The following is a 20194-nucleotide window of genomic DNA, read 5'->3' on the forward strand; positions in this document are numbered from 1 at the left end:
GCAATGACGGCGACGAGCCCTACCGCACCACGGCCGCGGTCTGCCCGAACAGCAGCTTGCGCTCTTCCTCGGTGCGGATCGCGGGCTGGCCGAAATTCGGGTTGACCTCCTTGGCCTTCGCATAGGCACGCTCGGTCGCGGGACGCTTGCCGATCGTCTCCAGCCAGCGCTTCAGATGCGGGAAGTCGTCGATCTCCTGGCCCTGGTTCTTGTAGGGCACGACCCAGGGATAGCTCGCCATGTCGGCGATCGAATAATCGCCGGCGATGAATTCGCGGTCGGCCAGCCGCTTGTTGAGCACGCCGTAGAGCCGGTTGGTCTCGTTGACATAGCGATCGATCGCGTAAGGCAGCTTCTCGACCGCGTAATTGCGGAAGTGATGGTTCTGCCCGGCCATCGGCCCGAGCCCGCCCATCTGCCAGAACGTCCACTGGATCGCGTCGTAGCGGCCGTAAAGATCCTGGGGCAGAAATTGTCCGGTCTTCTCGGCGAGATAGAGCAGGATCGCGCCGGACTCGAACAGCGAGATCGGCTTGCCGCCGCCCTTCGGCGCGTGATCGACGATCGCCGGAATGCGGTTGTTCGGCGCGACCTGCAAAAAGTCCGGCTTGAACTGATCGCCCTTGCCGATGTTCACCGGGAAGATCTTGTAGGCGAGGCCGGTCTCCTCGAGGAAGATCGTGATCTTGTGACCGTTCGGCGTGGACCAGTAATGGAGATCAATCATGGGCGTGATCCTGCATGTCAAGGGATTGCCGGCGCATCGGCGAGAACGATGCGCGAGAAAGATGCGATTGCATTGACTTGGGCGCATAACGGCACCCAAGTCAATGGCGCCCGCATTGCACCGCGCGCGAATGTGATCTGCAAACAACGCAAGCGCCCGATTGAGCCGCGCCCCGATTGCACCTAGGCTCCGCATGCTTCGTATTCAAGAATTTTCAGAACATGGGGGATTGCGATGACACGGGATTTGGCACGACGTGAATTCCTGAAGGGCTCGGCGGCGATCGCCGGCGCTGCGGCGGTGGGCGCATTCTCCTGCGTCGAGATCGCGAGCGCGGCACCGATCCAGGTGCCGAGCGTCGACAAGCTCTCGATCCGCGTGCTGGTCGATTCCAGCTTCGACCTGTTCCTGCGGCCAAAGCAGGCGCACGGCGTCTCGATCGCGCCGGCGGCGCGCGGCGCCGACTTCCGCAAATCGCTGCACAATGAATGGGGCCTGTCGCTGTGGCTGGAATCCGAAGCCGCGGGCAGCCAGCGCAGCCTGATGCTGGACTATGGCTATACGCCCGAAGTGCTGCTCAACAACATGGAGCTGGTCGGCGTCGATCCGGCGAAGCTCGACGCGCTGATCGTCAGCCACGGACACTACGATCATTTCGGCGGCCTGAACGGCTTCCTCGACAGATTCCGCGACAAACTGCCGGCCGACGTCAAGCTCTATGCCGGCGGCGAGGACAATTTCTGCCACCGCGTCAACGCGACGGCGACCAAGGGCCAGTTCACCGACTTCGGCACGCTGGACCGCCGCCAGCTCGCCGCGCAGCGCGTCACCACCGTGCTGTGCGAGACGCCGACCGTGATCGCCGGCCACGCCTTCACCACCGGCAAGATCACCCGCCGCAGCATCGAGCGCGTGCTGCCGCAGACCTGGGTCGAGTTCGGCATCAAGGACGGGCTCGGCTGCAACGCCAGCCACTATTTGCCGGCCGAGATGGACGGCAAGATCGTGCCCGACGAGCACATCCACGAGCATGCGACCTGCTTCAACCTGAAGGATTTCGGCCTGGTCGTGATCTCGTCCTGCGGCCATGTCGGCATCGTCAATTCGGTGAAGCAGGCGCAGGAGGTCTCGGGCATCCAGAAGGTGCACGCGATCGTCGGCGGCTTCCATCTCGGCCCGGCGCCGAAGGACTACCTCGCCGAGGTGGTGGCCGAGATCAAGAAGCTCGATCCCGACGTGCTGATCCCGATGCATTGCTCCGGGCTCAACTTCGTGCAGGAGGCGACCGCGCAGATGGGCGACAAGGTGCTGGTCACCACCACCGGCAGCCGCCTCTCGTTCGGCATATGATCGCGCCGATGCTGCGCGCTATCGCATGCGCCGGCGCCGGCCTGTGGCTGACGCTGGCGGCGGCGCTGGCCGGCGATCCGCCACAACAGCAACGATCGGCGCGATCGGCCGCCGAGATCATGGACATCCTGATGTGGAACAGGGAGCCGGTCGGCGGACCGTTCGCGCTGACCGATCAGGCCGGCCATGAACGTACCGACCGCGATTTCCGCGGCAAGCTCATGCTGATCTATTTCGGCTTCACTTACTGCCCCGACGTCTGCCCGACCGATCTGCAGGCGATCGGGCTCGCGCTCGATAAGCTTGGCTCCGACGGCGATCAGGTGCAGCCGATCTTCATCACCGTCGATCCCGAGCGCGACACCCCTGCGCATCTCGCCGACTACGTGCCGATGTTTCATCCGCGATTGATCGGACTGACCGGCAGCGCCGATGCGATCCGCGAACTCGCCGATTCCTACAAGGTCTATTACGCCCGAGTGCCGCTCGAGGGTGCCGGCGACTACACCGTCGATCACACCGCCTACATCTACCTGATGGACCGCGACGGCCATTATCTCGGCTTCTTCCCGCCGGGCACCTCGGCCGACCGCATGGTCGAGATCATCCGGCCCAGGCTCGCCGAGCCGGGACGCTGACTTCCCGCTGCGTCAATGCATCCGCCCGTGCGCGCGCAAGAACGTCTCGCCGCTTTCGGTCACCATCACCCGCATGCCCTCGACCGAGGGACGGCGCGCGACGTAGCCGCGGTCGACGGCGTCTTCCCAGATCGTCAGCCGCGGGCACGAGGTGCGCCAGACCTCGAGCACCTCGGCATAGCGCCGCGGCTCGCGCGCGACCCATTCCACGAGATCGAGCACCAGGGCGTCCGTGGTTTCGGTCATCGCATGTCTCCTTCAACGACCCGAGCGCGATCGCGACTTCCCCTTCTCCCCGCTTGCGGGGAGAAGGTCGGGATGAGGGGGAGTTCTCCGCAAGGGAGGTTGCAGTGGGACTCGCGGAGGCTCCCCCTCACCCGGATCGCATCTGCGATGCGATCCGGCCTCTCCCCGCAAGCGGGCGAGGCGCCACAAACGATCGCTGCATATTACTGCGCCGCTTGGCCTCTGCCCGCAAACCGAGTTATCTTGCCCTTGCATCAGTTTTCCTGAGGGTTCATGCGGCGGCTGCTCTTTCTCAACGGCATCAAGGCATTCGAGGCCGCGGCGCGGACCGGCAGCTTCGCGGCCGCAGGCAGCGAGCTCAACGTCTCGGCCGCCGCGATCAGCCGGATGGTGCATCTCTTGGAAGAGCGGCTCGGCGTCGCGCTGTTCGAGCGCAAGGCCAACCGCCTCGTCACCACACAGGCCGGCCGCGCCTATCAGAGCGGGCTGACGCCGATCTTCGATGCGCTGGCGAGCCTCACCGCGCAGGTCACGGCGTCGGCGAGCGCGCGGGTGCTGACCGTCGGCGTCGGGCCGACATTCGCGATGAAGTGGATGATCCCGCACCTCGCCGAGTTCCGCAAAGCCGAGCCCGACATCGAGGTGCGGATCACGACCGGCGGCATGGCGGCGCCGTTCGCCGACGACTGGAGCTGCGGCATCCAGCTCGGCGACGGCCAGTGGCCGGGCCTGGTCGCCGAGCCGCTGTTCGCCGCCGACCTGATGCCGGTCTGCACCGCGCGGCTCGCCGGCACCTTGAAGCGCCCCGCCGATCTCAAGGGGCCGAGCCTGATCCGCGTCGCGCATTCGCCCGACGACTGGCCATCCTGGCTGAAGGCCGCCGGCGTGCCGCGCCTGACCGCGCGCGGGCCGGAATTCCAGTTCTACGGCCAGGCGCTGCAGGCAGCCAGCGACGGGCTCGGGATCGCGATGGGCATCCGGCCCTATATCGATGACGATCTCGCCGCCGGCCGGCTGGTGGCGCCGTTTGCGCTCAGCGTGCCGAAGGGCATGCGCTGGTATCTGGTCTATCGCGGCTTCCATGCCGAGCAGCGCGACTTCGCCGCGTTCCGGCGCTGGATCATCCGCGCCGCCGCCGAACCCGCCGCCCGCCGCAAGGGAGCGCGCAGTGCCTGAGGAGACCATCGACACGCTGGTGATCGGCGGCGGCCAGGCCGGGCTCACCATGAGCCATCGGCTGAAGCAGCGCAGCATCGACCATCTGGTGCTGGAGCGGCGGCGCATCGCCGAGCGCTGGCGCAGCGAGCGCTGGGACGGATTGATGTTCCAGTTTCCGAACTGGTCGGTGCGGCTGCCGGAGTTTGCGTTTCCGCACGGCGATCCCGACGGCTTCTCGGACACCGCGGCGATCATCGCCTTCATCGAGGCCTATGCCGCCTTCGTCGCGCCGCCGCTCCGCTGCGGTGCCGAGGTGTCGAGGCTGCGCCGCGACGTCACCGGCTTCGTTGCCGAGATCGCCGGCGGCAGCATCCATGCCCGCAACGTCGTGGTCGCCACCGGCCCCTATCAGCGGCCGCTGCGGCCGGCGCTGCTGCGCGATCAGCTCGGCCTGTTTCAGGTCCATGCCAGCGCGTACAAAAATCCCGCGCAATTGCCCGATGGCGCGGTGCTGGTGGTCGGCGCCGGCGCCTCGGGCGCGCAGATCACCGACGAGCTGATGCGCGCCGGCCGCCGGGTCTTCCTCTCGGTCGGCCGTCACAACCGGCTGCCGCGCCGCTATCGCGGGCGTGACCTGTTCTGGTGGCTGGCCGAGATGGGCATCGACCAGACGCCGGTCGAGCAGCGCGGCCCGTCCCGCCTGCTGCCGGTGATCTCGGGCGCGCATGGCGGCCACACCATCGATTTCCGCCGCTTCGCCGCCGACGGCGTGACGCTGCTCGGCCGCATCATTGCGGCACGCGACGGCGTGCTCGAGATCGCGCCCGATCTCGCCGTCAACATCGCCAATGGCGACGCCTACTACGCGACGTTCCTCGGCATCGTCGACGACTTCGTCGCGGCCCGCGGCCTCGATCATCCCGGCGATCCCCTGGCGCGCGTCCGCCTCGGCGATCCGCCCTGCCTGACCGCACCGCTTGAGGCGATCGACCTCAGCGCCGAGCGGATCACCTCGGTGATCTGGGCCACCGGCTATGGCCTCGACCTCGGCTGGATCGACATACCGGTGCTAGATGCCGATGGAGCACCACGACACCGCCGCGGCGTCTCCGACGTGCCGGGCCTTTATTTCCTCGGCCTGCAATGGCTGTCGAAGATGAAATCCTCGTTCCTGTCGGGCGTCGGCGACGACGCCGCCGATCTCGCCGACCACATCGCGGCCCGCCGATAGGGACGAGCATACTTACCTCGAATCAAACGGCAGCCTTTGCTTCACCTCGCCCCGCGTGCGGGGAGAGGCATAAGCCGCCTTCGGCGGCCGTTCTCGAGAACGCCGAAGCAGAGCTTCGGCTATGACGCATCGTCAGATGCGTTCCGGGTGAGGGGGAGTCTCCGCAAACACAGCTCTGACCGTAGCGCGGAGACGGCCCCTCACCCCAACCCTCTCCCCGAAAGAACGTAAGAACGGGGAGAGGGAGCACAGCGCCAAGTTCCGCCACTCTGCGGAAATAAACCGCGCGATTTGTGATCTGGTTCACATAGGGCACCGTGCGCCCGTGCTTCCTATGAGAAGGGCATCCCGAGGTCGCCATGATTTACAGCGGTTTTGAGATCACGTCGTTCGAAGTGGGGAAGGGGCAATGGCACGCCAGGATTCAACGGGTCGATCAAAGGCCGGTCGTCATCGATGGCATGCCGTTTCCGACGCTCGACATCGGCTTTGCGTGGTCCGATCCGGATGCGGCGATCGACGACGCGAAGAGAGCTATCGACCGCTTCCCACAACGGTCTGGCATGATGCTGCCGGTGGCCAAAGTGTCGGCGTGACCGGCAACGTCATGATTGCCGCCGTTCCGCAATGCGAGCCGGATCCGGTCTGGCCGGCTCAGGTCCGCACCAATTGCCCGGAATGCGCCGCCCAGCTCTCGCTGCTGCGCGTCATCCCGGGCCGCGCCGCCGAATACTGGACCATGCGCTGCGACGGCTGCGGCGGCATCCATCTCGACATCGTGGACAAGCCGCGCGCCTGAGAGGGTGTGAAGCTTTGTCCTCATCCACTGTTGCCGTCGCCCGGCTTGGCCGGGCGACCCAGTACGCCGCGGCTTATCGGCTCAAGCCACGACCGTCTCTGGAATACTGCATCACCCGCAAATGCGCGGGTGATGACACTGAGCAAGCTGCGTAAACCGATCCGGTCATCCTGACGCGCTGCACCGGCCTTTGCCCTGCTGCCACCCTGCTGTCAGCAGCCTCGGCTGCGCGCTAATCCAGCCGTCGTTTGCCCTTTTCTCGCTGCCGGACTCGTCCCATATTCCCGGCATGGCGAAGACACCGAACACCCCGAAAAAGCCCGGCAAATCCCCCAAATCCAAAGCTCATCGACCAGACGTGCTCCCGATCGGACCGGCGCTGGCCGAGCTGCTCAATCCCGCGATCAACCGCGGCGATGCCGGCATGGGTTCGGGCACCGGCCTGCAGCCGCCGCCGGACAATTCCTGGGACCGCCGCGCCGGCGGCGAGGCTGCCGCGCATCGCGCGCGGGCGTCGACGCGCGAGACCAGCGAAGGCGTCGCCAAGCGCGATGCCTCCGGGCTCGAGGAGGCCCCGCAGGCCAATTACGGCACCTCGGCCACGATCCCGACGCTGGATCCGGAACTGGCGCGGCAGCTTGGGCTGCCGACCGCCGAGGACGATGACGAGGCGCTGGCCCGTCCGCCGCGCAGCAAGATGGAGGCGCTCGGCGTCAAGGCCACCGCCGACGCGCTGGAGAATCTGATCCGCGACGGCCGCCCCGAGTTCCGCAAGGACGACGGCTCGATGCGGGTGTGGACCCCGCACCGGCCGCCGCGCCCGGAGAAATCCGAAGGCGGCGTGCGCTTCGAGATCAAGTCGCCCTACGAGCCGAAGGGCGACCAGCCGACCGCGATCGCGGAACTGGTCGAGGGCATCCAGCGCAATGACCGCACGCAAGTGCTGCTCGGCGTCACCGGCTCGGGCAAGACCTACACCATGGCCAAGGTGATCGAGGCGACGCAGCGCCCGGCGCTGATCCTGGCGCCGAACAAGACCCTGGCCGCGCAGCTCTATGGCGAGTTCAAGAGCTTCTTCCCCGACAACGCCGTCGAATATTTCGTCAGCTATTACGACTACTACCAGCCCGAGGCCTACGTCCCGCGCACCGACACCTATATCGAGAAGGATTCCTCGATCAACGAGCAGATCGACCGCATGCGCCACTCGGCGACGCGCGCGCTGCTGGAGCGCGACGACGTCATCATCGTCGCCTCGGTGTCCTGCATCTACGGTATCGGCTCGGTCGAGACCTATACCGCGATGACCTTCGCGCTGAAGAAGGGCGAGCGCATCGACCAGCGGCAATTGATCGCCGACCTCGTCGCGCTGCAGTACAAGCGGACCCAGGCCGAGTTCACCCGCGGCACCTTCCGGGTCCGCGGCGACGTCATCGACATCTTCCCGGCGCACTATGAAGACCGCGCCTGGCGCGTGAACCTGTTCGGCGACACCATCGAGACCATCGAGGAATTCGACCCGCTCACCGGCCACAAGCAGGACGAGCTCGAATTCATCAAGATGTACGCCAATTCGCACTATGTGACGCCGCGCCCGACCTTGGTGCAGGCGATCAAGTCGATCAAATCGGAATTGAAGCAGCGGCTCGACCAGCTCAACGACCAGGGCCGCCTGCTGGAAGCGCAGCGGCTGGAGCAGCGCACCACCTTCGATCTCGAGATGATGGAAGCGACCGGGAGCTGCGCCGGCATCGAGAACTATTCGCGCTACCTCACCGGCCGCCGCCCCGGCGAGCCGCCGCCGACGCTGTTCGAATATGTGCCGGACAACGCGCTGATCTTCGCCGACGAGAGCCACGTCACCGTGCCGCAGATCGGCGGCATGTTCCGCGGCGACTTCCGCCGCAAGGCGACCTTGGCCGAATACGGCTTCCGCCTGCCCTCCTGCATGGACAACCGCCCGCTCCGCTTCGAGGAATGGGACATGATGCGGCCGCAGACGATCGCGGTGTCGGCGACGCCGAGCGGCTGGGAGCTGAACGAAAGCGGCGGCGTGTTCGTCGAGCAGGTGATCCGCCCGACCGGGCTGATCGATCCGCCGGTGGATATCCGCCCGGCCCGCACCCAGGTCGACGACCTCGTCGGCGAGGTGCGCGCGACGGCGGGCCGCCGGCTATCGCTCGCTGATCACCGTGCTGACCAAGCGCATGGCCGAGGACCTCACCGAATATCTGCATGAGCAGGGCATCCGCGTCCGCTACATGCACAGCGATATCGACACCATCGAGCGCATCGAGATCATCCGCGACCTGCGCCTCGGCGCGTTCGACGCGCTGGTCGGCATCAACCTGTTGCGTGAAGGTCTCGACATTCCCGAATGCGCGCTGGTCGCGATTTTGGACGCCGACAAGGAAGGTTTCCTGCGCAGTGAGACCTCGCTGATCCAGACCATCGGCCGCGCCGCGCGCAATGTCGACGGTAAGGTGATCCTCTATGCCGACGGGATGACCGGCTCGATGGAGCGCGCCATCGCCGAGACCAATCGCCGCCGCGAGAAACAGGTCGAGTACAACGAGGCCAACGGCATTACGCCGGAGAGCGTCAAGAAGTCGATCGGCGACATCCTCAACTCGGTCTACGAGCGCGACCATGTGCTGGTCGAGATCGGCGACGGCGGCATGGCTGACGACGTCATCAGCATCGGGCACAATTTCGAGGCCGTGCTGAGCGACCTCGAAACCAGGATGCGCGAGGCCGCGGCCGATCTGAACTTCGAGGAAGCCGCTCGCCTGCGCGACGAGGTCAAGCGCCTGCGCGCCACCGAGATGGCCGTGGTCGACGACCCCACCGCCAAGCAGCGCAACGTGCAGAAGCAGGCCGGCGCCTATGCCGGCACCAGGAAGTACGGCGATGCCGCCAACCTGCCGGTCTCAGCGCTGAAGAACAAGTCGGCACAGACCTCGCTCAAGGCCAGCCGCGGCGGCAAGTCCGGCTCCCGCGTGCACAAGCCAGACCTCGACGAAATGCACGGCCCGGAATCGCTCCCCTTCCGCCCGAGCGGCGCGCTGCCGGCCAAGCCGTTCGGGACCACGAGCCGGATCATCCAGCCGACGGACTCACGGCAGTCGGGGCCGGAGTTCGGGCCGTCGCCGCGGTCGAGCGGGGGAGCGCCGGGGAAGCGCGGTGGGTGGAAGAAGCGGTAGCTAAGAGAAACGCAAATTCATCTTACACTGACCACCGCCACCGCCAGCAGCGACAGCATGACCATCGTGGTCACGAGTTGCAGCGAGACGCTGGGCTGGGCCCGCCATTGCACGATCTTTTCGGAGAACGACAGGCCCGCGTCGAAGAACATCGGCGCGTAGGCGTTGCCGAACCGCCTTGGGAATTTGGCAGCAAGCTGCGGCATGATCGCGGCGTAGACCAGCGAGGCGAGCACGACGAAGATCGCGGCGCCGTAGCGTTCGCCGACGATCTCGCGCGCGCCTGATATCTTCAGCACGAGCACGGCGGCGGCGAAGGTCGGCAGGCCCTGCAGGATGGCGGCGAGCGCGAAGCCTTCGAGCCGGTTCTGCGCGGGCGATTTCGGTGCAGTGATGGCGTTCATGGCGGCGTTTCCTTGGCAGTGATCCGACGGCGCCAATCTAGCCGCGCCCGGCCACCCGCGACGTGATGCGCGTCACGCGCCGGCACGAGATCGCCGGGTGCGACAAATCACCCCGACGGGCAAAATAGCGCTTCCGTCGTCGGGCAAATCAGATGTTCAATTCCGCCCGTCTCACCCGACACGAGGGGCGCTTCGCGGTCGTCACGAACGCGGGTCGAGATGCGGTGGACGCTGCGCGTGGCCTGACGAGAGCACGCAAGGCGGACGGCGAAATCGTGCAGGCCTGACGCCCTAGCGGTAGGTGTCTCTTCCGATTGCGCAAATGCGCGTCGCGAAGACGGTGACAACAAAGCCAAGTCTCGCCGGGGAGAGCACGTATAAGCCGCACAACCATCGCGCAGGGAAGGCCGGGTTGTTTCCGGTTACACCTGTGGTCCTACCCCCGTGCTTTCTACCTATTGCACGGGGCCCATGGGTGCGATCGGCACCCGGTCTTCCCTGCGTCCTCCGTTCAGACGAAGGGCAAACGAAATGCAAAGCTCGGGCAAATCATGTCGCGAGAATGCGGAGCTGTGTCCTCATCCTCAACTGTCATCGCCCGCGAAAGCGGGCGATCCAGCACGCCGCGGCTTCTCGATTCAAGCACTGCTGTCTCTGGAATACTGGATCACCCGCATGCGCGGGTGATGACACCGAACAGGCTGTTTGACAGGTGAATCAGATCCCCAGCGTCCCGGCCTGGTGGCCATTGCGCACGGGGCCCATTGCCCCAAACGCGCGACGTTGTGGCTACGATCCCGTTCACAATCGAATGCGGTGGTTATGAGTCCTGGCTTTCGCCAGGACGACTCGGGGATATGGCGCCGCCTCGTGCCCTACCCCGATCGCTTGTTGCTGGTGTTCTGGGTCAGATTGCCGTGCGCGGCCTGCTCGCGGATGTTATGCTTCTCGTCGTCGCGATGGCCCTTGGTGGTGTCGAGGGGAACGCCGGGGGCGCTGCCGGGGCCCTTGTGGCTCTTGTTGTCGTCGGGAACGGGCTGGATGGTCTTTGTCTTTGGTTTCGTCATCATCGTCTCCGTTACGCAACGAGACAACGCCGCCCGAGCGGGCGGCGTTCCCGGAACGTGCCTTCACGTTCCACGACGACTTCACAAGTGATCTTGCCTTACAGCTTTTCCTGCTGCGACGGCTGCGCCTGTTGCTGCTCGCGCTGGCGTTCCTGCTCCCTGGCGTGATGGCGGCCGTAGAGGCAGCCGGCCGCGGCGCCGAGCACGCCGTGATGGCCGGCATAATGGCCGGCGACGCCGCCGACAACGGCGCCCTTGATGCAGCCCTTGGCGTCGGCCGGGGACGCTGCGGCAAGCGCGGTGACGGCAATGGCGGATGCGAGAAGAATTGATTTCATGATGCGGCTCCAATCGAATGATGCGGCATCAACGATCGAGCCGCCGCTCCGGTTCCCGTCGGCCTCGCCGCAGAAATTCGCTGCGCGGAGCTCGCCATCGTGCTCTAAATGCCGCCGCATTGCGGACAGCGTTTTGAAGATCATGCGGACACCACATACTGCTTTGGCCTGCTTCGCCCCGGCACTTTGCGCGGCGGTGCTTTTCGCCGCGTGCCTCATCGCAAGCCCGGCCCGCGCCGAAGACAGCGACCGCGCGCTGCTTGCGACCTTCTGCGCCGCCGGCAATATCAAGGGATCGAGCTGCACGCGGGCAAAATTCTATCCGAATGGCGGGGGCCGCGCCTGCGACGTCAAGCTGACCCAGGAGCGCTACGCCGGACGCTTCCTCGCCGCCGGCCCTGCGCTGCTCGCCGTCAATTATGAAAGCGAATGCGAGCCGCACGCGACCGATTTCGGCGGCGTCGCGCTGTTCGAGCAAGCCGGCAAGACGGCCCGCTTCATCCGCTTCCTGCCCGGCGCGCAGGGTCACGATTGCATCGTGCTGCCCAAGGACCAGCCCAAGGACGACCAGCAGGACGCGCTGGTCTGCACCGTCGGTCACATGGGCCAGGGCATCGTCGAAAGCGCGGTGGCCCGGATGGAGTTCGCCAAGAAGTCCGGCAGGCGGATCGAGATCACACCGGACTTCCTGCTCCGCGCCGAGGATGCGGTCAGCGCCTATGGCTCCAATGTCGTGATGTGCAACGAGGGTCCGAAATATTTCGGTCTCTCAAACCTCGCCGTCGGTCCGCGCCGCAACACGGTGGCGGTCGACGTCGACCACGCCGACGACGAGACCGTCCGCACCGCCTGCGGCGCAGGCTTTGCGAAGCCGAAGGAACTGTTTCACGACGTCTTGCCCGGCGAGGCTTTCGTGCCGGAGGGCAACGAGAAGAAGAAGCGCTTCATCATCGATCTCGTGACCGGCAAGGCCGCACCGGCGGATTGACTAGCTCGCTGCAGGATTAGCGCACCGCGACAGCGAACCGGCGTGATCGCTCGGGTCGGCCCCCGGAGGAGCTCAAGGCCTCGACCGGCGTCGGCGCCGGCTCACCGTCGCGCGGCGCGCGCTCGGATGGGCTATCTGGAGGCAAGAACAGCGGCGACCGCACGCGACATGGTATTGCTCATGAGGAACTCCTGATCGCGGACCCGTCGCCCATGCCGGTCCAACCGGGCGCGCGCGGCGAGGTTTCATTAATTCGCGGCAACCTGCCCCGCGCGCTTCACGTCTGCGGACCGGCCCGCCGTGTGCAAATTGTGCCACAATGCACGTGTTGGTTGCCGAACCTAATCCGGTTCCGCGCGTCAAACATGTGTTTGATTGTGTGACACTTCGGGTCACAATGTGAGCCAGGGCAAGCCAGAGGCGATCGGACGGAACCGGCGGGGTCGATCATGGGCGAGGATTTGAACCGGCAGCGCGTCCTGAACTTCCTCGACGTCTATTATGCCGGCGGCATCGAGGGCGCGCTCGATCGCTGCAGCGACGACATCGCGTTTCTCGCCAATGCCCCGATCGACATTCTTCCGCATATGGGCCAGCACCGCGGCAAGGCCGCGCTGCGTCAGATGTGGACCACGATCCATGAGCGCTATTCCGACATGCGCTACGAAGCGCCAACCGTGGTGGCCGAGGGCGACATGGTCGCAGCCCAGCTGCGCGTGTTCTTCCGCAAGCGCAACAACCGCCGCGTGGTGCAGTTCGACGTTGCGGTTTTCTACACGCTGCGCGACGGCAAGATCACCGAGATCCGCGAGATCATCGACACGTTCGACCTGGTCCAGCAGGTGCTGGAGCGCGACGTCGCCGCGGCGCTGCTCGGCCAGACCGCGGAATAGCTGCTCGAAGCCGGACGACACACCCCGGCATCTCGCCGGCAAATTTGCACAGCCCAGCGTTGAACCTCGCCGGCCCGGCGCGGACCTATCACTGGGCTTGTTGCGGTCGGGGCTGAAATCATCATGAAAGTCGCATTGCTCGCTGTGCTTGGCCTGGCACTGGGTGCCCTCGGCGGCGCCGCGCTCGGCATCGGAGCCGGGCTGACCTGGATCGGGATGGCCAAAACCTCGGGGATCGACAGCGGAACGCTGGTGTTCTTCACTTTCATGCCGCTCGGCGCCGCGATCGGCGGCATCGGCGGTGCGCTGCTGTTCGCTGTCGTCGCGATCCGCGACGCCGAGATCGTGATCGAACGGCAGCCGGTCCGGCAGCGCGACCGCTGAATTGCGGTCACAATCTGGCGGCGGCCACATTCCGGCAAAGACCTCCGCAATTGTGCATTGCAAAAATGTCATTTGCGTTTTCGCCGCCCGGCCCTATTTCAGCCGGCAATAGCGATGTGCAGCAACCTGGCAGGGCGTCGGCGCTGACCCCTGCCATTCGTTTGCGTTGAAAATCCAGTTTCAGGACGAGACCAAAATGACAGAGCATAGCCTCTGGCGTTTTTCGCGCGCATTGCATCGCGCGATCAACGAACGCCAGCTTGCAGATATCGAGCTCATGCTCGACGACGAGGTCGAATGGGCCATCTATGGACCGATCGATCTGTTTTCCTTCTTCGGCGCGCGCCGCGGCAAGGCCGCCGTGCTCGAGGTGATCAAGCAGATCGGCGAGAACCTCAGGGTTCACCGCTTCGACCGGGAGCAGATCATGCTGGGTGCGGATTCCGCGGCGTCGATGCTGCGCTATTCGCTGACCGCGCTGGACTCCAACAAGCCGATCTCGGTCCGGATCGCGCATTTCGCGCAGTTCAAGGCCGGCAAGCTCATGAGCTTCCGCGCGCTGATCGACAGTTTCGACCTGGTCGAGCAGACTGTCGGCTACCCGATCCATCTGCCGCGCATCGCGGTCTGACGGCGTCACGCCTTCGTCATGTCCGGGGCCCCTCGCGCGGTCCCGGTCATCGCGATCACGCGTTGCTCACTTGCCTTTGCAGGCCCGTTGCCGCAATTTTGCGCCACGGCAAATGCATGCTGCCGCTTTGGAATTTGCGGGCTGGGAATGACTTCCACATTGCGATTTGGCTGGGCCAGGCTGCCGGTGCTGGCGGCCGGCTTTTGCATGGCGCTGGCGCTTTCGGCCGCGGCGCAGTCTCCGCCGGTGCAGCCCGCGCCCTTGCGGATCACGCCCCCGGCGCAGGACGCTCCTGCCGATAGTGCCGAGGCCACGCCCGACGCGACGCCGCCGGCGGCCGATGCCAATGATGCCGACCTCCTGAAGGACATCGACGAGAGCAAGCTCGACTGGAGCCAGCTCGACACCGATTCCACCAGCCTGCCCACGCTGGCACCGAAGAACGCGGCCAAGCGCGCCAGCGTCGCCGGCAACGATCCGTCCTGGACCACCAACAGCAACGCCAACGGCTCGTCGGCGGTGTCGGTCAAGCAGTCGGTCTCGCCCTTCCTCGACACCCGCATCGGCGCCGACATGACTGTCGCCAGGCAGGGCACGATGACCACGTCGGAGCAATTGTCGGAGCGGCTCGCCAATGGCGGCAGCCTGCCGCAGTCCGGCGGCTCGGCCTGGGCATCGATCTCGACGGGCGGCGTGGCGTCGATCTGGGACAAGACCTCGGTCGAGGCACGGGTCGACCCCGGCGCCGACCAGAGCAAGGTCGGCACCTCGCTGAGCAAGTCGGTGCCGCTGTCGGAGCAGTATTCGCTGACGCTGCAGAACGGCTACAATGTGATCCAGCAGGGCGTGGTCCCGGTGCCCGGCATCGTCGGCCGTCCATCGAGCAGCTACAACACCGATCAATCGGCCAGCCTGTCGGTCAACGACACCGGCACCAGCATCACCGCGGGCCAGACGCTGTCGACCACCGACGACAAATGGCTGCGCCGGGTCGGCGCCGAGCAGAAGCTGTTCGACGGCGTCACCGTCTCCGGCTCGGTCGGCGAGACCCCCCAGGGCACGATCAGCAAGAGCATCGGCGCCGGCTACAAGCACTCATGGTGAACGATCTGTTAGCCCTGTCGCGCTAATGATCAGGCATTGCCCCAACTTGGCCCAGATGCGGTCAAATTCGGCGGCACTGATAGGTCCGTAACTTCATCAATTCGTCGTGCGGGGGACAAGCCGCGCTTCGCTATTGCGATCCAGGGGAAAGCCGATGAACGCCACCAACCGTACCGAGGAAGCCGAAGTCGAAACGACGTCCGAGGTCGACACCAACCTCGCCGCGGTTTCGGAAGTCGAAGCCGGCATCCGCGACTTCGTGCGCAACGATATCGCCTATCTGCGCCGGCCGGTGGCGAGCCCGGAGACCGCGCCGGCCGACACCAACACCGATGCCACCGTCAGCAACGTCAACTCGCTGATCCAGCGCGTCGCCGGCACCTCGCTGGCCGAGATCGAGAAGCTGATCGGCGAGCTGGAGAGCCTGCGCGACCTGCTGCATGCCGAGGGCCAGCGCGTCCAGCGCGAGATCTCCGGCTATGCCCAGCTCAGCCAGGCCGCGATGAAGTCGACCCGCATGATCGCCGACAACGTCTCGCAGTGGAAGCGCGCCGCCGACGGCCTGCGCAACAGCTGAACCCGCTCAGGTCTTGAAAATCGACAACCCGCCGCCTCCCTGCGAGGCGGCGGTTTCGTTTGCGTGCCCGGCTCCCGCGCAGAACGATTCGTTATGCAGCACGGTGTACACTCCGCGGCGTCATTCTTGCCGAAGCCGATTTGAACTGGAGATGCCGGGCCCGCGTCCAATGCGGGATTGACCGACCGGACCGCGCCTGAGCGGGGCATCGATTTGGAGAGCATTCATGCAGAGCGTCCGGCCGGACAACGCCGATCCGATACCGCTGCGCCAGCCGCAGCAGGGCATCGGCACGATCATGATCCGGTTCGTCGGCATCCTGGCCGCCGCGACCGTCGTGATGGTGCTGATCTGGAATCGTTAATCCGCAGGGACGAAGTGTGACGCAGCTCGCCGACGGGTCACACTGAAGAGCGCAAACAGGCGCCGCTTGGCGCTCCCGCGAGCGCCGAGGGTAACAGACGGTCGATCAGCGATCGATGCTCGCGGTGGTCTCGAAGGAATAATTGCCGTCGGCAAAGCCCTTCACGACAAGTCCGGTCGCCAGCATCACCACCAGCGTCACCGTCGCGAAGATAATGCCGACGAGTTTCAACGCGCTGCGATCTGCCATGGTATCCCCAGTAGTGCTTGCCCAGATGTCCGAGTCCACAAACCATAGGCAGGGACAAAGGTTCAAAATGCGTTAGCAAAATATGGATTCCGCGCAACGCACAACTACGTCGGCAGCAGACTTAGTCCGCCACCATGGCGCCCGGGCAACATCAGAGGTACGCGGGCAACATCAGGAACCGGGCTTCCGGCGCGGCACGAAGGCGGTCGCCAGGAACGAGAACACCACCTCATTGCGCTGATTGACGCCGGTATTGCGGGCCTGAAGGATGCCCCATTCGGGCCGCTTCTCGGACGTGCGCTTGGTCTCGACCTGGTTGGTGAAGCTGATCGTATCGCCCGCCAGCACCGGGCGGATCCAGCGCAACTCGCGGAAGCCCGGCGACGGGCCCCAGACCGCGACCGTCTCGCCGCGCGCGGCGGCTTCCGCGGCGAGCTTTTTGCCGTCGGCGACGAGCAGCTTCATGCAGACGCTGGCGACGTGCCAGCCCGACGCCGCAAGCCCGCCGAACAGCGAGTTGCGCCCCGCCGCCTCGTCGAGATGGAACGGCTGCGGATCGAACTGCACGGCAAAGCGCTTGATGTCCTCGACCGTGAAGGTGAAGGAGCCGAACGCGCGCTGGGCGCCGATCTCCATGTCTTCGAAGAAGCGCATGATGCCCCCTATGCGCTCGCGCCGGCGCGGCGGCTGATGATGATCGGCGATTCCATCTCGCACAACATCTCGCCGCGCGCGTTGCGGATCGTGCCCTTGAAGGTGACGATGCCGGTCTCGGGCCGGCTCTTCGAAACCCGCGCCTCGACCACATCGACTTCCAGCGTCAAATCGTCGCCCGGACGCAGCGGCGCCACCCAGCGCATCTCGTTGACCCCGGGCGAGCCGAGCGAGGCGGTGCGGCCGATGAAGCCGTCGAACAGCATCCGCATCATCAGCGAACCAAGATGCCAGCCCGAGCCCGACAGGCCGCGGAGCATGGATTTCTTCGCCGCCTCCTCGTCGAGATGCATCGGCTGCGGGTCGAATTCGGCGGCGAAGGCGAGTATCTCTTCGCGCGAAACGTGGCGCGGGCCGAACGTGCCGAAACGGCCGGGCTTGAAGTCTTCGAGGGTCAGCGTGGTCATTGGATGAGGATATGCCGGAGGGAAGCCCGATTGTGGCCGTTATTTGCGGCAATCACAACCGGCCTGCTCGCATAGCTCGCGCCTGGACTGCCGGCGCCCGGTCCGGGCTCGCCACCGGCGGGACATGGGGCTCCTGCAGTATCGATTCCGGTGGTGCAGCGGCGCTTCGGCGCCGTGGCGCACCATTGGCCCGGCGCAACGCCGGGGGTGACGCAGTAGGATGAACGAGACGCGAATCATATTTCGGCCTGCCGGGAGAACCACGATGTTCGATTTCCAGGATCTGTTTCAGTGGGACCGCTTCATCACGCCCACGATCATCAAGACGTTCTACTGGCTGGTGATTGCCGTCATCGTGCTGTTCGGGATCTCCGGCATCCTGTGGAGCCTCACGGCGATGGCGATCAGCCCGTTCGTCGGCTTCATCCAGCTGCTTGCATCGATCGCCAGCATCTTCGTCGGCATCGTATTCTCGCGCATCGCCGCCGAGTTCATCCTGATCGTGTTCCGGATCAACGAGCATCTCGGCGCGATCCGCGATCGCGACGGGGGCATGCACTGAGGCTATCGGAGGGCCTGCCGGATGCGGCCGGCCGCGCCGGCCGTGGTTAATCCGAAGTAGCGCCCGCGCGCAAATGCCCACGAAATTCCAACCGGGATCTTAAAACCGCTCGCGTATCAACCTTGCGCATTGCATGAGACCAACGCGGGGCCGTCGTGAATTCGAGGAATGGTTTTGCCGTGAGGTCCGGTGCTGAGCCGGGCTTTACGACCGAGGATATTCTGTGGGCTGTCGGCATCTGGTCGGTGATTCTGACCCTGGCGCCGGTGATCGTGTTCTATCTGCTGATGGTGGCGTGAGGCCAGTCGACAAAAAACGCGCGAGTGCCGCGCGTTCTTCCAGTTCGAACGAGAAGCGGCGTTGTTACGCCGCCTGCTTGTGCATCGCGCCGGAGGCCGACGCCGTGCCGCGGATCGCCTTGATCGAGCGTTCGATCGCAGCCCACAGCCGGTTGATCTCGGCGGCGGCGCGGCCTTCCGCGTAATATTCGCGGGCACCTTCGCCCTGGCCGAGCGCCATCAGCAGATCGGCGCGGTTGGTGATCTGGCCGCTCCACACCGGGGCGCGGAATTTCGCCAGCGCCTCGCGTGCGATCGCGACAATGCGGCTTTCGGCGCCGTCACGCTGCGCGGGCGCGCCGTTGATCACGACGGCATAGGGCTTGCGCATCGAGCGGCAGGTCTGAATGGTTTCCTGCACCGCGTTGACGTCGAACACGCCGGGCCGCGCCGGAATGATCACCATCGTGGCGTTCTTGATCGAGTCGTCGACCACAGCCGACAGGTTCGGCGGCGTGTCGATGAACACCCACTCGATGCCGTCACGCTTGGCTTGGGCAATGATCCCGCTGACCGAGTTCACCGCCGTCTTGATCGCCGGCTCGTTGGTGCCGCGCAGCTTGTGCCAGAGCGTCAGCGAGCCCTGCGGATCGGCGTCGATCAGCAGACATGGTTTCGTCGCCTTGTGCACTTGCGCGGCGAGGTGAGCAGCCAGGGTACTTTTTCCCGAGCCCCCCTTACGCGAAGCGAAAACAATCACGTTCATACGTTGGCCTCCAGATTGACCCCAGGAGGCGAAAATGAATCAGAGCGCTGATTCGCGAAAGAAAAAATTTCTTGCAATCCGCAAAGTGGCCAAGATTACCGGTGCATTTTGCTTTTTGAGTCACACTCAACTTATGACACAACCGAAAATGGAAGCGCTAAGCGCTTGATTTGACTCGGCCTAGCGCTTTTCGGCAGCTTTGGCGCGCTCACGCGCGATCCACTTGCGCTCGATCCAGCCGAGCAATTGCGCGGTGGGTTTCTGCAACATCGGAACATCCTGCGCGAACAAAAGGAGTCCGAGCGGCAGCATCCAGAGTCCGAGCACCGGCAGGAAGCTGAAGATGCCGCCGACGATCAAGAGGATCGCCAGCGGAATCCGCACATAGCGCGACGACGGCCGGCGCAGCCACGCGACGAAGCGCGCCGGCCGTTCCGGAAGCTTGGCCTCGAACCAGGCGAAGTGCCGGTCGATCTCTTGCTTGTAGTCTTCTGGCTTGCAGTCTTGGCTCACGCGTCCCACTCCATCCGTTCCAGTGGCGGGAACGGATCTGGCTGACAATACAAGCCCCAGAGATGATGCTGCGTGACAGCGTCACAAGGCGTCAGTCTGTCGCGTATCGCACCCTTGAAATCGCAGCCGGGCGACCCGTGCGCGATGGGAAATAAGGTCAGTGCGTGGACTTCTTCGCCTTGTGCGATTTGTGGACCTTCCGCTTGGCTGCGACCGGACGCCGCTCCTCGCGCTCGCTCGCCTCACGCGGCTCAGGACCTCCGCGGAAGAACACGCGGCAGGCCGGCGACAGCTGCGCCTTGTTCCTGATCATGCAGGCGGTGATGCGATCGACGTCGGGGATATCCGAGCCACAGAGCCGGAATGCATCCGGCGTACAGGCCTGCTGCTGGTCTGGCGTGTAGGCCTCGCCTCGGCCCGGCAGCAGCAGCGCAACGGCGAGCCCTGATATCAACGCAAACGAAAAACTCCTTGAACCGGCGGTCCCCATGCGTCCCCCCAAGGTGTCACCAGGCGTCGTTAAGGTGTCGTTTCGGGGAGTGTGGGTGAAGCAACGCAGAAGTGCAAGCGGGCGTGATGACACGCCGAGGACGGAGGATCTGT

General features: G+C 65.2%; 28 protein-coding genes. 17 read left to right on the forward strand and 11 right to left on the reverse strand.

Annotated features, from left to right (window positions below):
• Window positions 1-19: 19 nt before the first annotated feature.
• Window positions 20-727 carry a glutathione S-transferase N-terminal domain-containing protein gene (locus tag ACVMB0_RS02400; protein ID WP_461345202.1) on the reverse strand — a complete coding sequence of 236 codons (708 nt, stop codon included), beginning with the start codon at window positions 725-727 and terminating at the stop codon, window positions 20-22.
• 48 nt (window positions 728-775) lie between these two features.
• Here ACVMB0_RS02400 and ACVMB0_RS02405 point away from each other — a divergent pair, with 48 nt between their 5' ends.
• Genes ACVMB0_RS02405 through ACVMB0_RS02415 form a run of 3 tightly spaced genes read left to right on the forward strand, consistent with a single transcriptional unit; the run spans window position 776 to window position 2715 of the window.
• Window positions 776-913 (forward strand): hypothetical protein, encoded by a 138-nt coding sequence (locus tag ACVMB0_RS02405; RefSeq protein ID WP_461345203.1) that lies wholly within the window; start codon window positions 776-778, stop codon window positions 911-913.
• 48 nt (window positions 914-961) lie between these two features.
• The gene (locus ACVMB0_RS02410; RefSeq protein WP_461345204.1) at window positions 962-2077 is read left to right on the forward strand and encodes an MBL fold metallo-hydrolase; all 1116 of its coding nucleotides are present in this window, start codon (window positions 962-964) and stop codon (window positions 2075-2077) included.
• 8 nt (window positions 2078-2085) lie between these two features.
• The gene (locus tag ACVMB0_RS02415) at window positions 2086-2715 is read left to right on the forward strand and encodes an SCO family protein (RefSeq protein WP_461345205.1); all 630 of its coding nucleotides are present in this window, start codon (window positions 2086-2088) and stop codon (window positions 2713-2715) included.
• A gap of 12 nt (window positions 2716-2727) precedes the next feature.
• On the opposite strand, the gene ACVMB0_RS02420 is transcribed toward ACVMB0_RS02415, so the two are convergent.
• Window positions 2728-2961, reverse strand: a complete 234-nt coding sequence (locus ACVMB0_RS02420; protein WP_029083480.1) for a hypothetical protein — start codon at window positions 2959-2961, stop codon at window positions 2728-2730.
• A gap of 273 nt (window positions 2962-3234) precedes the next feature.
• Here ACVMB0_RS02420 and ACVMB0_RS02425 point away from each other — a divergent pair, with 273 nt between their 5' ends.
• From ACVMB0_RS02425 to ACVMB0_RS02450, 6 genes are all read left to right on the forward strand, one after another.
• Window positions 3235-4137, forward strand: a complete 903-nt coding sequence (locus ACVMB0_RS02425; protein ID WP_461345206.1) for a LysR substrate-binding domain-containing protein — start codon at window positions 3235-3237, stop codon at window positions 4135-4137.
• Window positions 4130-5350 (forward strand): NAD(P)-binding domain-containing protein, encoded by a 1221-nt coding sequence (locus ACVMB0_RS02430; RefSeq protein ID WP_461345207.1) that lies wholly within the window; start codon window positions 4130-4132, stop codon window positions 5348-5350. The genes ACVMB0_RS02425 and ACVMB0_RS02430 overlap by 8 nt, the downstream gene beginning before the upstream one ends.
• Window positions 5351-5709: 359 nt before the next feature.
• Window positions 5710-5946 carry a hypothetical protein gene (locus ACVMB0_RS02435; protein ID WP_456752380.1) on the forward strand — a complete coding sequence of 79 codons (237 nt, stop codon included), beginning with the start codon at window positions 5710-5712 and terminating at the stop codon, window positions 5944-5946.
• A complete protein-coding gene (locus tag ACVMB0_RS02440; protein ID WP_461345208.1) occupies window positions 5943-6149 on the forward strand; it encodes a hypothetical protein in 207 nt (68 codons plus the stop codon). Before ACVMB0_RS02435 ends, ACVMB0_RS02440 begins: the two co-directional genes overlap by 4 nt.
• Window positions 6150-6438: 289 nt before the next feature.
• The gene (locus ACVMB0_RS02445; RefSeq protein ID WP_461345209.1) at window positions 6439-8388 is read left to right on the forward strand and encodes a DEAD/DEAH box helicase family protein; all 1950 of its coding nucleotides are present in this window, start codon (window positions 6439-6441) and stop codon (window positions 8386-8388) included.
• Window positions 8357-9352 (forward strand): helicase-related protein, encoded by a 996-nt coding sequence (locus ACVMB0_RS02450; protein ID WP_461345210.1) that lies wholly within the window; start codon window positions 8357-8359, stop codon window positions 9350-9352. Before ACVMB0_RS02445 ends, ACVMB0_RS02450 begins: the two co-directional genes overlap by 32 nt.
• Window positions 9353-9369: 17 nt before the next feature.
• On the opposite strand, the gene ACVMB0_RS02455 is transcribed toward ACVMB0_RS02450, so the two are convergent.
• The 3 genes from ACVMB0_RS02455 to ACVMB0_RS02465 all read right to left on the reverse strand — a co-directional run bounded on the left by ACVMB0_RS02455 (window position 9370) and on the right by ACVMB0_RS02465 (window position 11161).
• Window positions 9370-9756 carry a hypothetical protein gene (locus ACVMB0_RS02455; RefSeq protein ID WP_461345211.1) on the reverse strand — a complete coding sequence of 129 codons (387 nt, stop codon included), beginning with the start codon at window positions 9754-9756 and terminating at the stop codon, window positions 9370-9372.
• Window positions 9757-10631: 875 nt separating this feature from the next.
• The gene (locus tag ACVMB0_RS02460) at window positions 10632-10823 is read right to left on the reverse strand and encodes a hypothetical protein (protein ID WP_456797322.1); all 192 of its coding nucleotides are present in this window, start codon (window positions 10821-10823) and stop codon (window positions 10632-10634) included.
• Between the two features lie 98 nt (window positions 10824-10921).
• A complete protein-coding gene (locus ACVMB0_RS02465; protein ID WP_461345212.1) occupies window positions 10922-11161 on the reverse strand; it encodes a hypothetical protein in 240 nt (79 codons plus the stop codon).
• A gap of 196 nt (window positions 11162-11357) precedes the next feature.
• Here ACVMB0_RS02465 and ACVMB0_RS02470 point away from each other — a divergent pair, with 196 nt between their 5' ends.
• From ACVMB0_RS02470 to ACVMB0_RS02500, 7 genes are all read left to right on the forward strand, one after another.
• Window positions 11358-12149, forward strand: a complete 792-nt coding sequence (locus ACVMB0_RS02470; protein WP_461345213.1) for a hypothetical protein — start codon at window positions 11358-11360, stop codon at window positions 12147-12149.
• Between the two features lie 449 nt (window positions 12150-12598).
• A complete protein-coding gene (locus ACVMB0_RS02475; RefSeq protein WP_456752374.1) occupies window positions 12599-13042 on the forward strand; it encodes a nuclear transport factor 2 family protein in 444 nt (147 codons plus the stop codon).
• A gap of 123 nt (window positions 13043-13165) precedes the next feature.
• Window positions 13166-13426, forward strand: coding sequence for a hypothetical protein (locus ACVMB0_RS02480; RefSeq protein ID WP_461345214.1), 261 nt, complete (start codon window positions 13166-13168; stop codon window positions 13424-13426).
• A 196-nt stretch (window positions 13427-13622) separates the two neighbouring features.
• The gene (locus ACVMB0_RS02485; RefSeq protein WP_456752372.1) at window positions 13623-14057 is read left to right on the forward strand and encodes a nuclear transport factor 2 family protein; all 435 of its coding nucleotides are present in this window, start codon (window positions 13623-13625) and stop codon (window positions 14055-14057) included.
• A 147-nt stretch (window positions 14058-14204) separates the two neighbouring features.
• Complete coding sequence (locus tag ACVMB0_RS02490) at window positions 14205-15161, forward strand: hypothetical protein (protein ID WP_461345215.1); 957 nt, start codon at window positions 14205-14207, stop codon at window positions 15159-15161.
• A 154-nt stretch (window positions 15162-15315) separates the two neighbouring features.
• Window positions 15316-15738, forward strand: a complete 423-nt coding sequence (locus ACVMB0_RS02495; protein WP_456752370.1) for a hypothetical protein — start codon at window positions 15316-15318, stop codon at window positions 15736-15738.
• A 226-nt stretch (window positions 15739-15964) separates the two neighbouring features.
• Window positions 15965-16102, forward strand: coding sequence for a hypothetical protein (locus tag ACVMB0_RS02500; RefSeq protein WP_456752369.1), 138 nt, complete (start codon window positions 15965-15967; stop codon window positions 16100-16102).
• 105 nt (window positions 16103-16207) lie between these two features.
• On the opposite strand, the gene ACVMB0_RS02505 is transcribed toward ACVMB0_RS02500, so the two are convergent.
• The 3 genes from ACVMB0_RS02505 to ACVMB0_RS02515 form a co-directional block, all read right to left on the reverse strand.
• A complete protein-coding gene (locus ACVMB0_RS02505; protein WP_024584466.1) occupies window positions 16208-16351 on the reverse strand; it encodes a hypothetical protein in 144 nt (47 codons plus the stop codon).
• Between the two features lie 171 nt (window positions 16352-16522).
• Window positions 16523-17005 (reverse strand): MaoC family dehydratase, encoded by a 483-nt coding sequence (locus tag ACVMB0_RS02510; RefSeq protein WP_461345216.1) that lies wholly within the window; start codon window positions 17003-17005, stop codon window positions 16523-16525.
• Window positions 17006-17013: 8 nt separating this feature from the next.
• On the reverse strand, window positions 17014-17472 hold the full coding sequence (locus ACVMB0_RS02515) for a MaoC family dehydratase (protein WP_461345217.1): 459 nt from the start codon (window positions 17470-17472) through the stop codon (window positions 17014-17016).
• A gap of 265 nt (window positions 17473-17737) precedes the next feature.
• Here ACVMB0_RS02515 and ACVMB0_RS02520 point away from each other — a divergent pair, with 265 nt between their 5' ends.
• Complete coding sequence (locus tag ACVMB0_RS02520; protein ID WP_456752366.1) at window positions 17738-18034, forward strand: DUF4282 domain-containing protein; 297 nt, start codon at window positions 17738-17740, stop codon at window positions 18032-18034.
• Window positions 18035-18397: 363 nt separating this feature from the next.
• On the opposite strand, the gene ACVMB0_RS02525 is transcribed toward ACVMB0_RS02520, so the two are convergent.
• The 3 genes from ACVMB0_RS02525 to ACVMB0_RS02535 all read right to left on the reverse strand — a co-directional run bounded on the left by ACVMB0_RS02525 (window position 18398) and on the right by ACVMB0_RS02535 (window position 20081).
• Complete coding sequence (locus ACVMB0_RS02525; protein WP_021081815.1) at window positions 18398-19078, reverse strand: ParA family protein; 681 nt, start codon at window positions 19076-19078, stop codon at window positions 18398-18400.
• A gap of 180 nt (window positions 19079-19258) precedes the next feature.
• On the reverse strand, window positions 19259-19591 hold the full coding sequence (locus tag ACVMB0_RS02530) for a hypothetical protein (protein ID WP_456752364.1): 333 nt from the start codon (window positions 19589-19591) through the stop codon (window positions 19259-19261).
• 157 nt (window positions 19592-19748) lie between these two features.
• Complete coding sequence (locus ACVMB0_RS02535; protein ID WP_461345218.1) at window positions 19749-20081, reverse strand: hypothetical protein; 333 nt, start codon at window positions 20079-20081, stop codon at window positions 19749-19751.
• Window positions 20082-20194 lie beyond the last annotated feature (113 nt).

The sequence above is a fragment of the Bradyrhizobium sp. USDA 4451 genome (genome assembly GCF_054822585.1).

What these genes read in the sequence shown, in the direction of transcription:
- ACVMB0_RS02500 (WP_456752369.1), top strand. Translation starts at nt 15,965, where the DNA reads ATGCAGAGCGTCCGGCCGGACAACGCCGATCCGATACCGCTGCGCCAG.
- ACVMB0_RS02450 (WP_461345210.1), top strand. Translation starts at nt 8,357, where the DNA reads ATGGCCGAGGACCTCACCGAATATCTGCATGAGCAGGGCATCCGCGTC.
- ACVMB0_RS02495 (WP_456752370.1), top strand. Translation starts at nt 15,316, where the DNA reads ATGAACGCCACCAACCGTACCGAGGAAGCCGAAGTCGAAACGACGTCC.
- ACVMB0_RS02535 (WP_461345218.1), bottom strand. Translation starts at nt 20,081, where the DNA reads ATGGGGACCGCCGGTTCAAGGAGTTTTTCGTTTGCGTTGATATCAGGG.
- ACVMB0_RS02400 (WP_461345202.1), bottom strand. Translation starts at nt 727, where the DNA reads ATGATTGATCTCCATTACTGGTCCACGCCGAACGGTCACAAGATCACG.
- ACVMB0_RS02505 (WP_024584466.1), bottom strand. Translation starts at nt 16,351, where the DNA reads ATGGCAGATCGCAGCGCGTTGAAACTCGTCGGCATTATCTTCGCGACG.
- ACVMB0_RS02435 (WP_456752380.1), top strand. Translation starts at nt 5,710, where the DNA reads ATGATTTACAGCGGTTTTGAGATCACGTCGTTCGAAGTGGGGAAGGGG.
- ACVMB0_RS02480 (WP_461345214.1), top strand. Translation starts at nt 13,166, where the DNA reads ATGAAAGTCGCATTGCTCGCTGTGCTTGGCCTGGCACTGGGTGCCCTC.
- ACVMB0_RS02415 (WP_461345205.1), top strand. Translation starts at nt 2,086, where the DNA reads ATGCTGCGCGCTATCGCATGCGCCGGCGCCGGCCTGTGGCTGACGCTG.
- ACVMB0_RS02420 (WP_029083480.1), bottom strand. Translation starts at nt 2,961, where the DNA reads ATGACCGAAACCACGGACGCCCTGGTGCTCGATCTCGTGGAATGGGTC.
- ACVMB0_RS02520 (WP_456752366.1), top strand. Translation starts at nt 17,738, where the DNA reads ATGTTCGATTTCCAGGATCTGTTTCAGTGGGACCGCTTCATCACGCCC.
- ACVMB0_RS02455 (WP_461345211.1), bottom strand. Translation starts at nt 9,756, where the DNA reads ATGAACGCCATCACTGCACCGAAATCGCCCGCGCAGAACCGGCTCGAA.
- ACVMB0_RS02510 (WP_461345216.1), bottom strand. Translation starts at nt 17,005, where the DNA reads ATGCGCTTCTTCGAAGACATGGAGATCGGCGCCCAGCGCGCGTTCGGC.
- ACVMB0_RS02490 (WP_461345215.1), top strand. Translation starts at nt 14,205, where the DNA reads ATGACTTCCACATTGCGATTTGGCTGGGCCAGGCTGCCGGTGCTGGCG.
- ACVMB0_RS02475 (WP_456752374.1), top strand. Translation starts at nt 12,599, where the DNA reads ATGGGCGAGGATTTGAACCGGCAGCGCGTCCTGAACTTCCTCGACGTC.
- ACVMB0_RS02485 (WP_456752372.1), top strand. Translation starts at nt 13,623, where the DNA reads ATGACAGAGCATAGCCTCTGGCGTTTTTCGCGCGCATTGCATCGCGCG.
- ACVMB0_RS02515 (WP_461345217.1), bottom strand. Translation starts at nt 17,472, where the DNA reads ATGACCACGCTGACCCTCGAAGACTTCAAGCCCGGCCGTTTCGGCACG.
- ACVMB0_RS02425 (WP_461345206.1), top strand. Translation starts at nt 3,235, where the DNA reads ATGCGGCGGCTGCTCTTTCTCAACGGCATCAAGGCATTCGAGGCCGCG.
- ACVMB0_RS02525 (WP_021081815.1), bottom strand. Translation starts at nt 19,078, where the DNA reads ATGAACGTGATTGTTTTCGCTTCGCGTAAGGGGGGCTCGGGAAAAAGT.
- ACVMB0_RS02460 (WP_456797322.1), bottom strand. Translation starts at nt 10,823, where the DNA reads ATGACGAAACCAAAGACAAAGACCATCCAGCCCGTTCCCGACGACAAC.
- ACVMB0_RS02410 (WP_461345204.1), top strand. Translation starts at nt 962, where the DNA reads ATGACACGGGATTTGGCACGACGTGAATTCCTGAAGGGCTCGGCGGCG.
- ACVMB0_RS02445 (WP_461345209.1), top strand. Translation starts at nt 6,439, where the DNA reads ATGGCGAAGACACCGAACACCCCGAAAAAGCCCGGCAAATCCCCCAAA.
- ACVMB0_RS02465 (WP_461345212.1), bottom strand. Translation starts at nt 11,161, where the DNA reads ATGAAATCAATTCTTCTCGCATCCGCCATTGCCGTCACCGCGCTTGCC.
- ACVMB0_RS02405 (WP_461345203.1), top strand. Translation starts at nt 776, where the DNA reads ATGCGCGAGAAAGATGCGATTGCATTGACTTGGGCGCATAACGGCACC.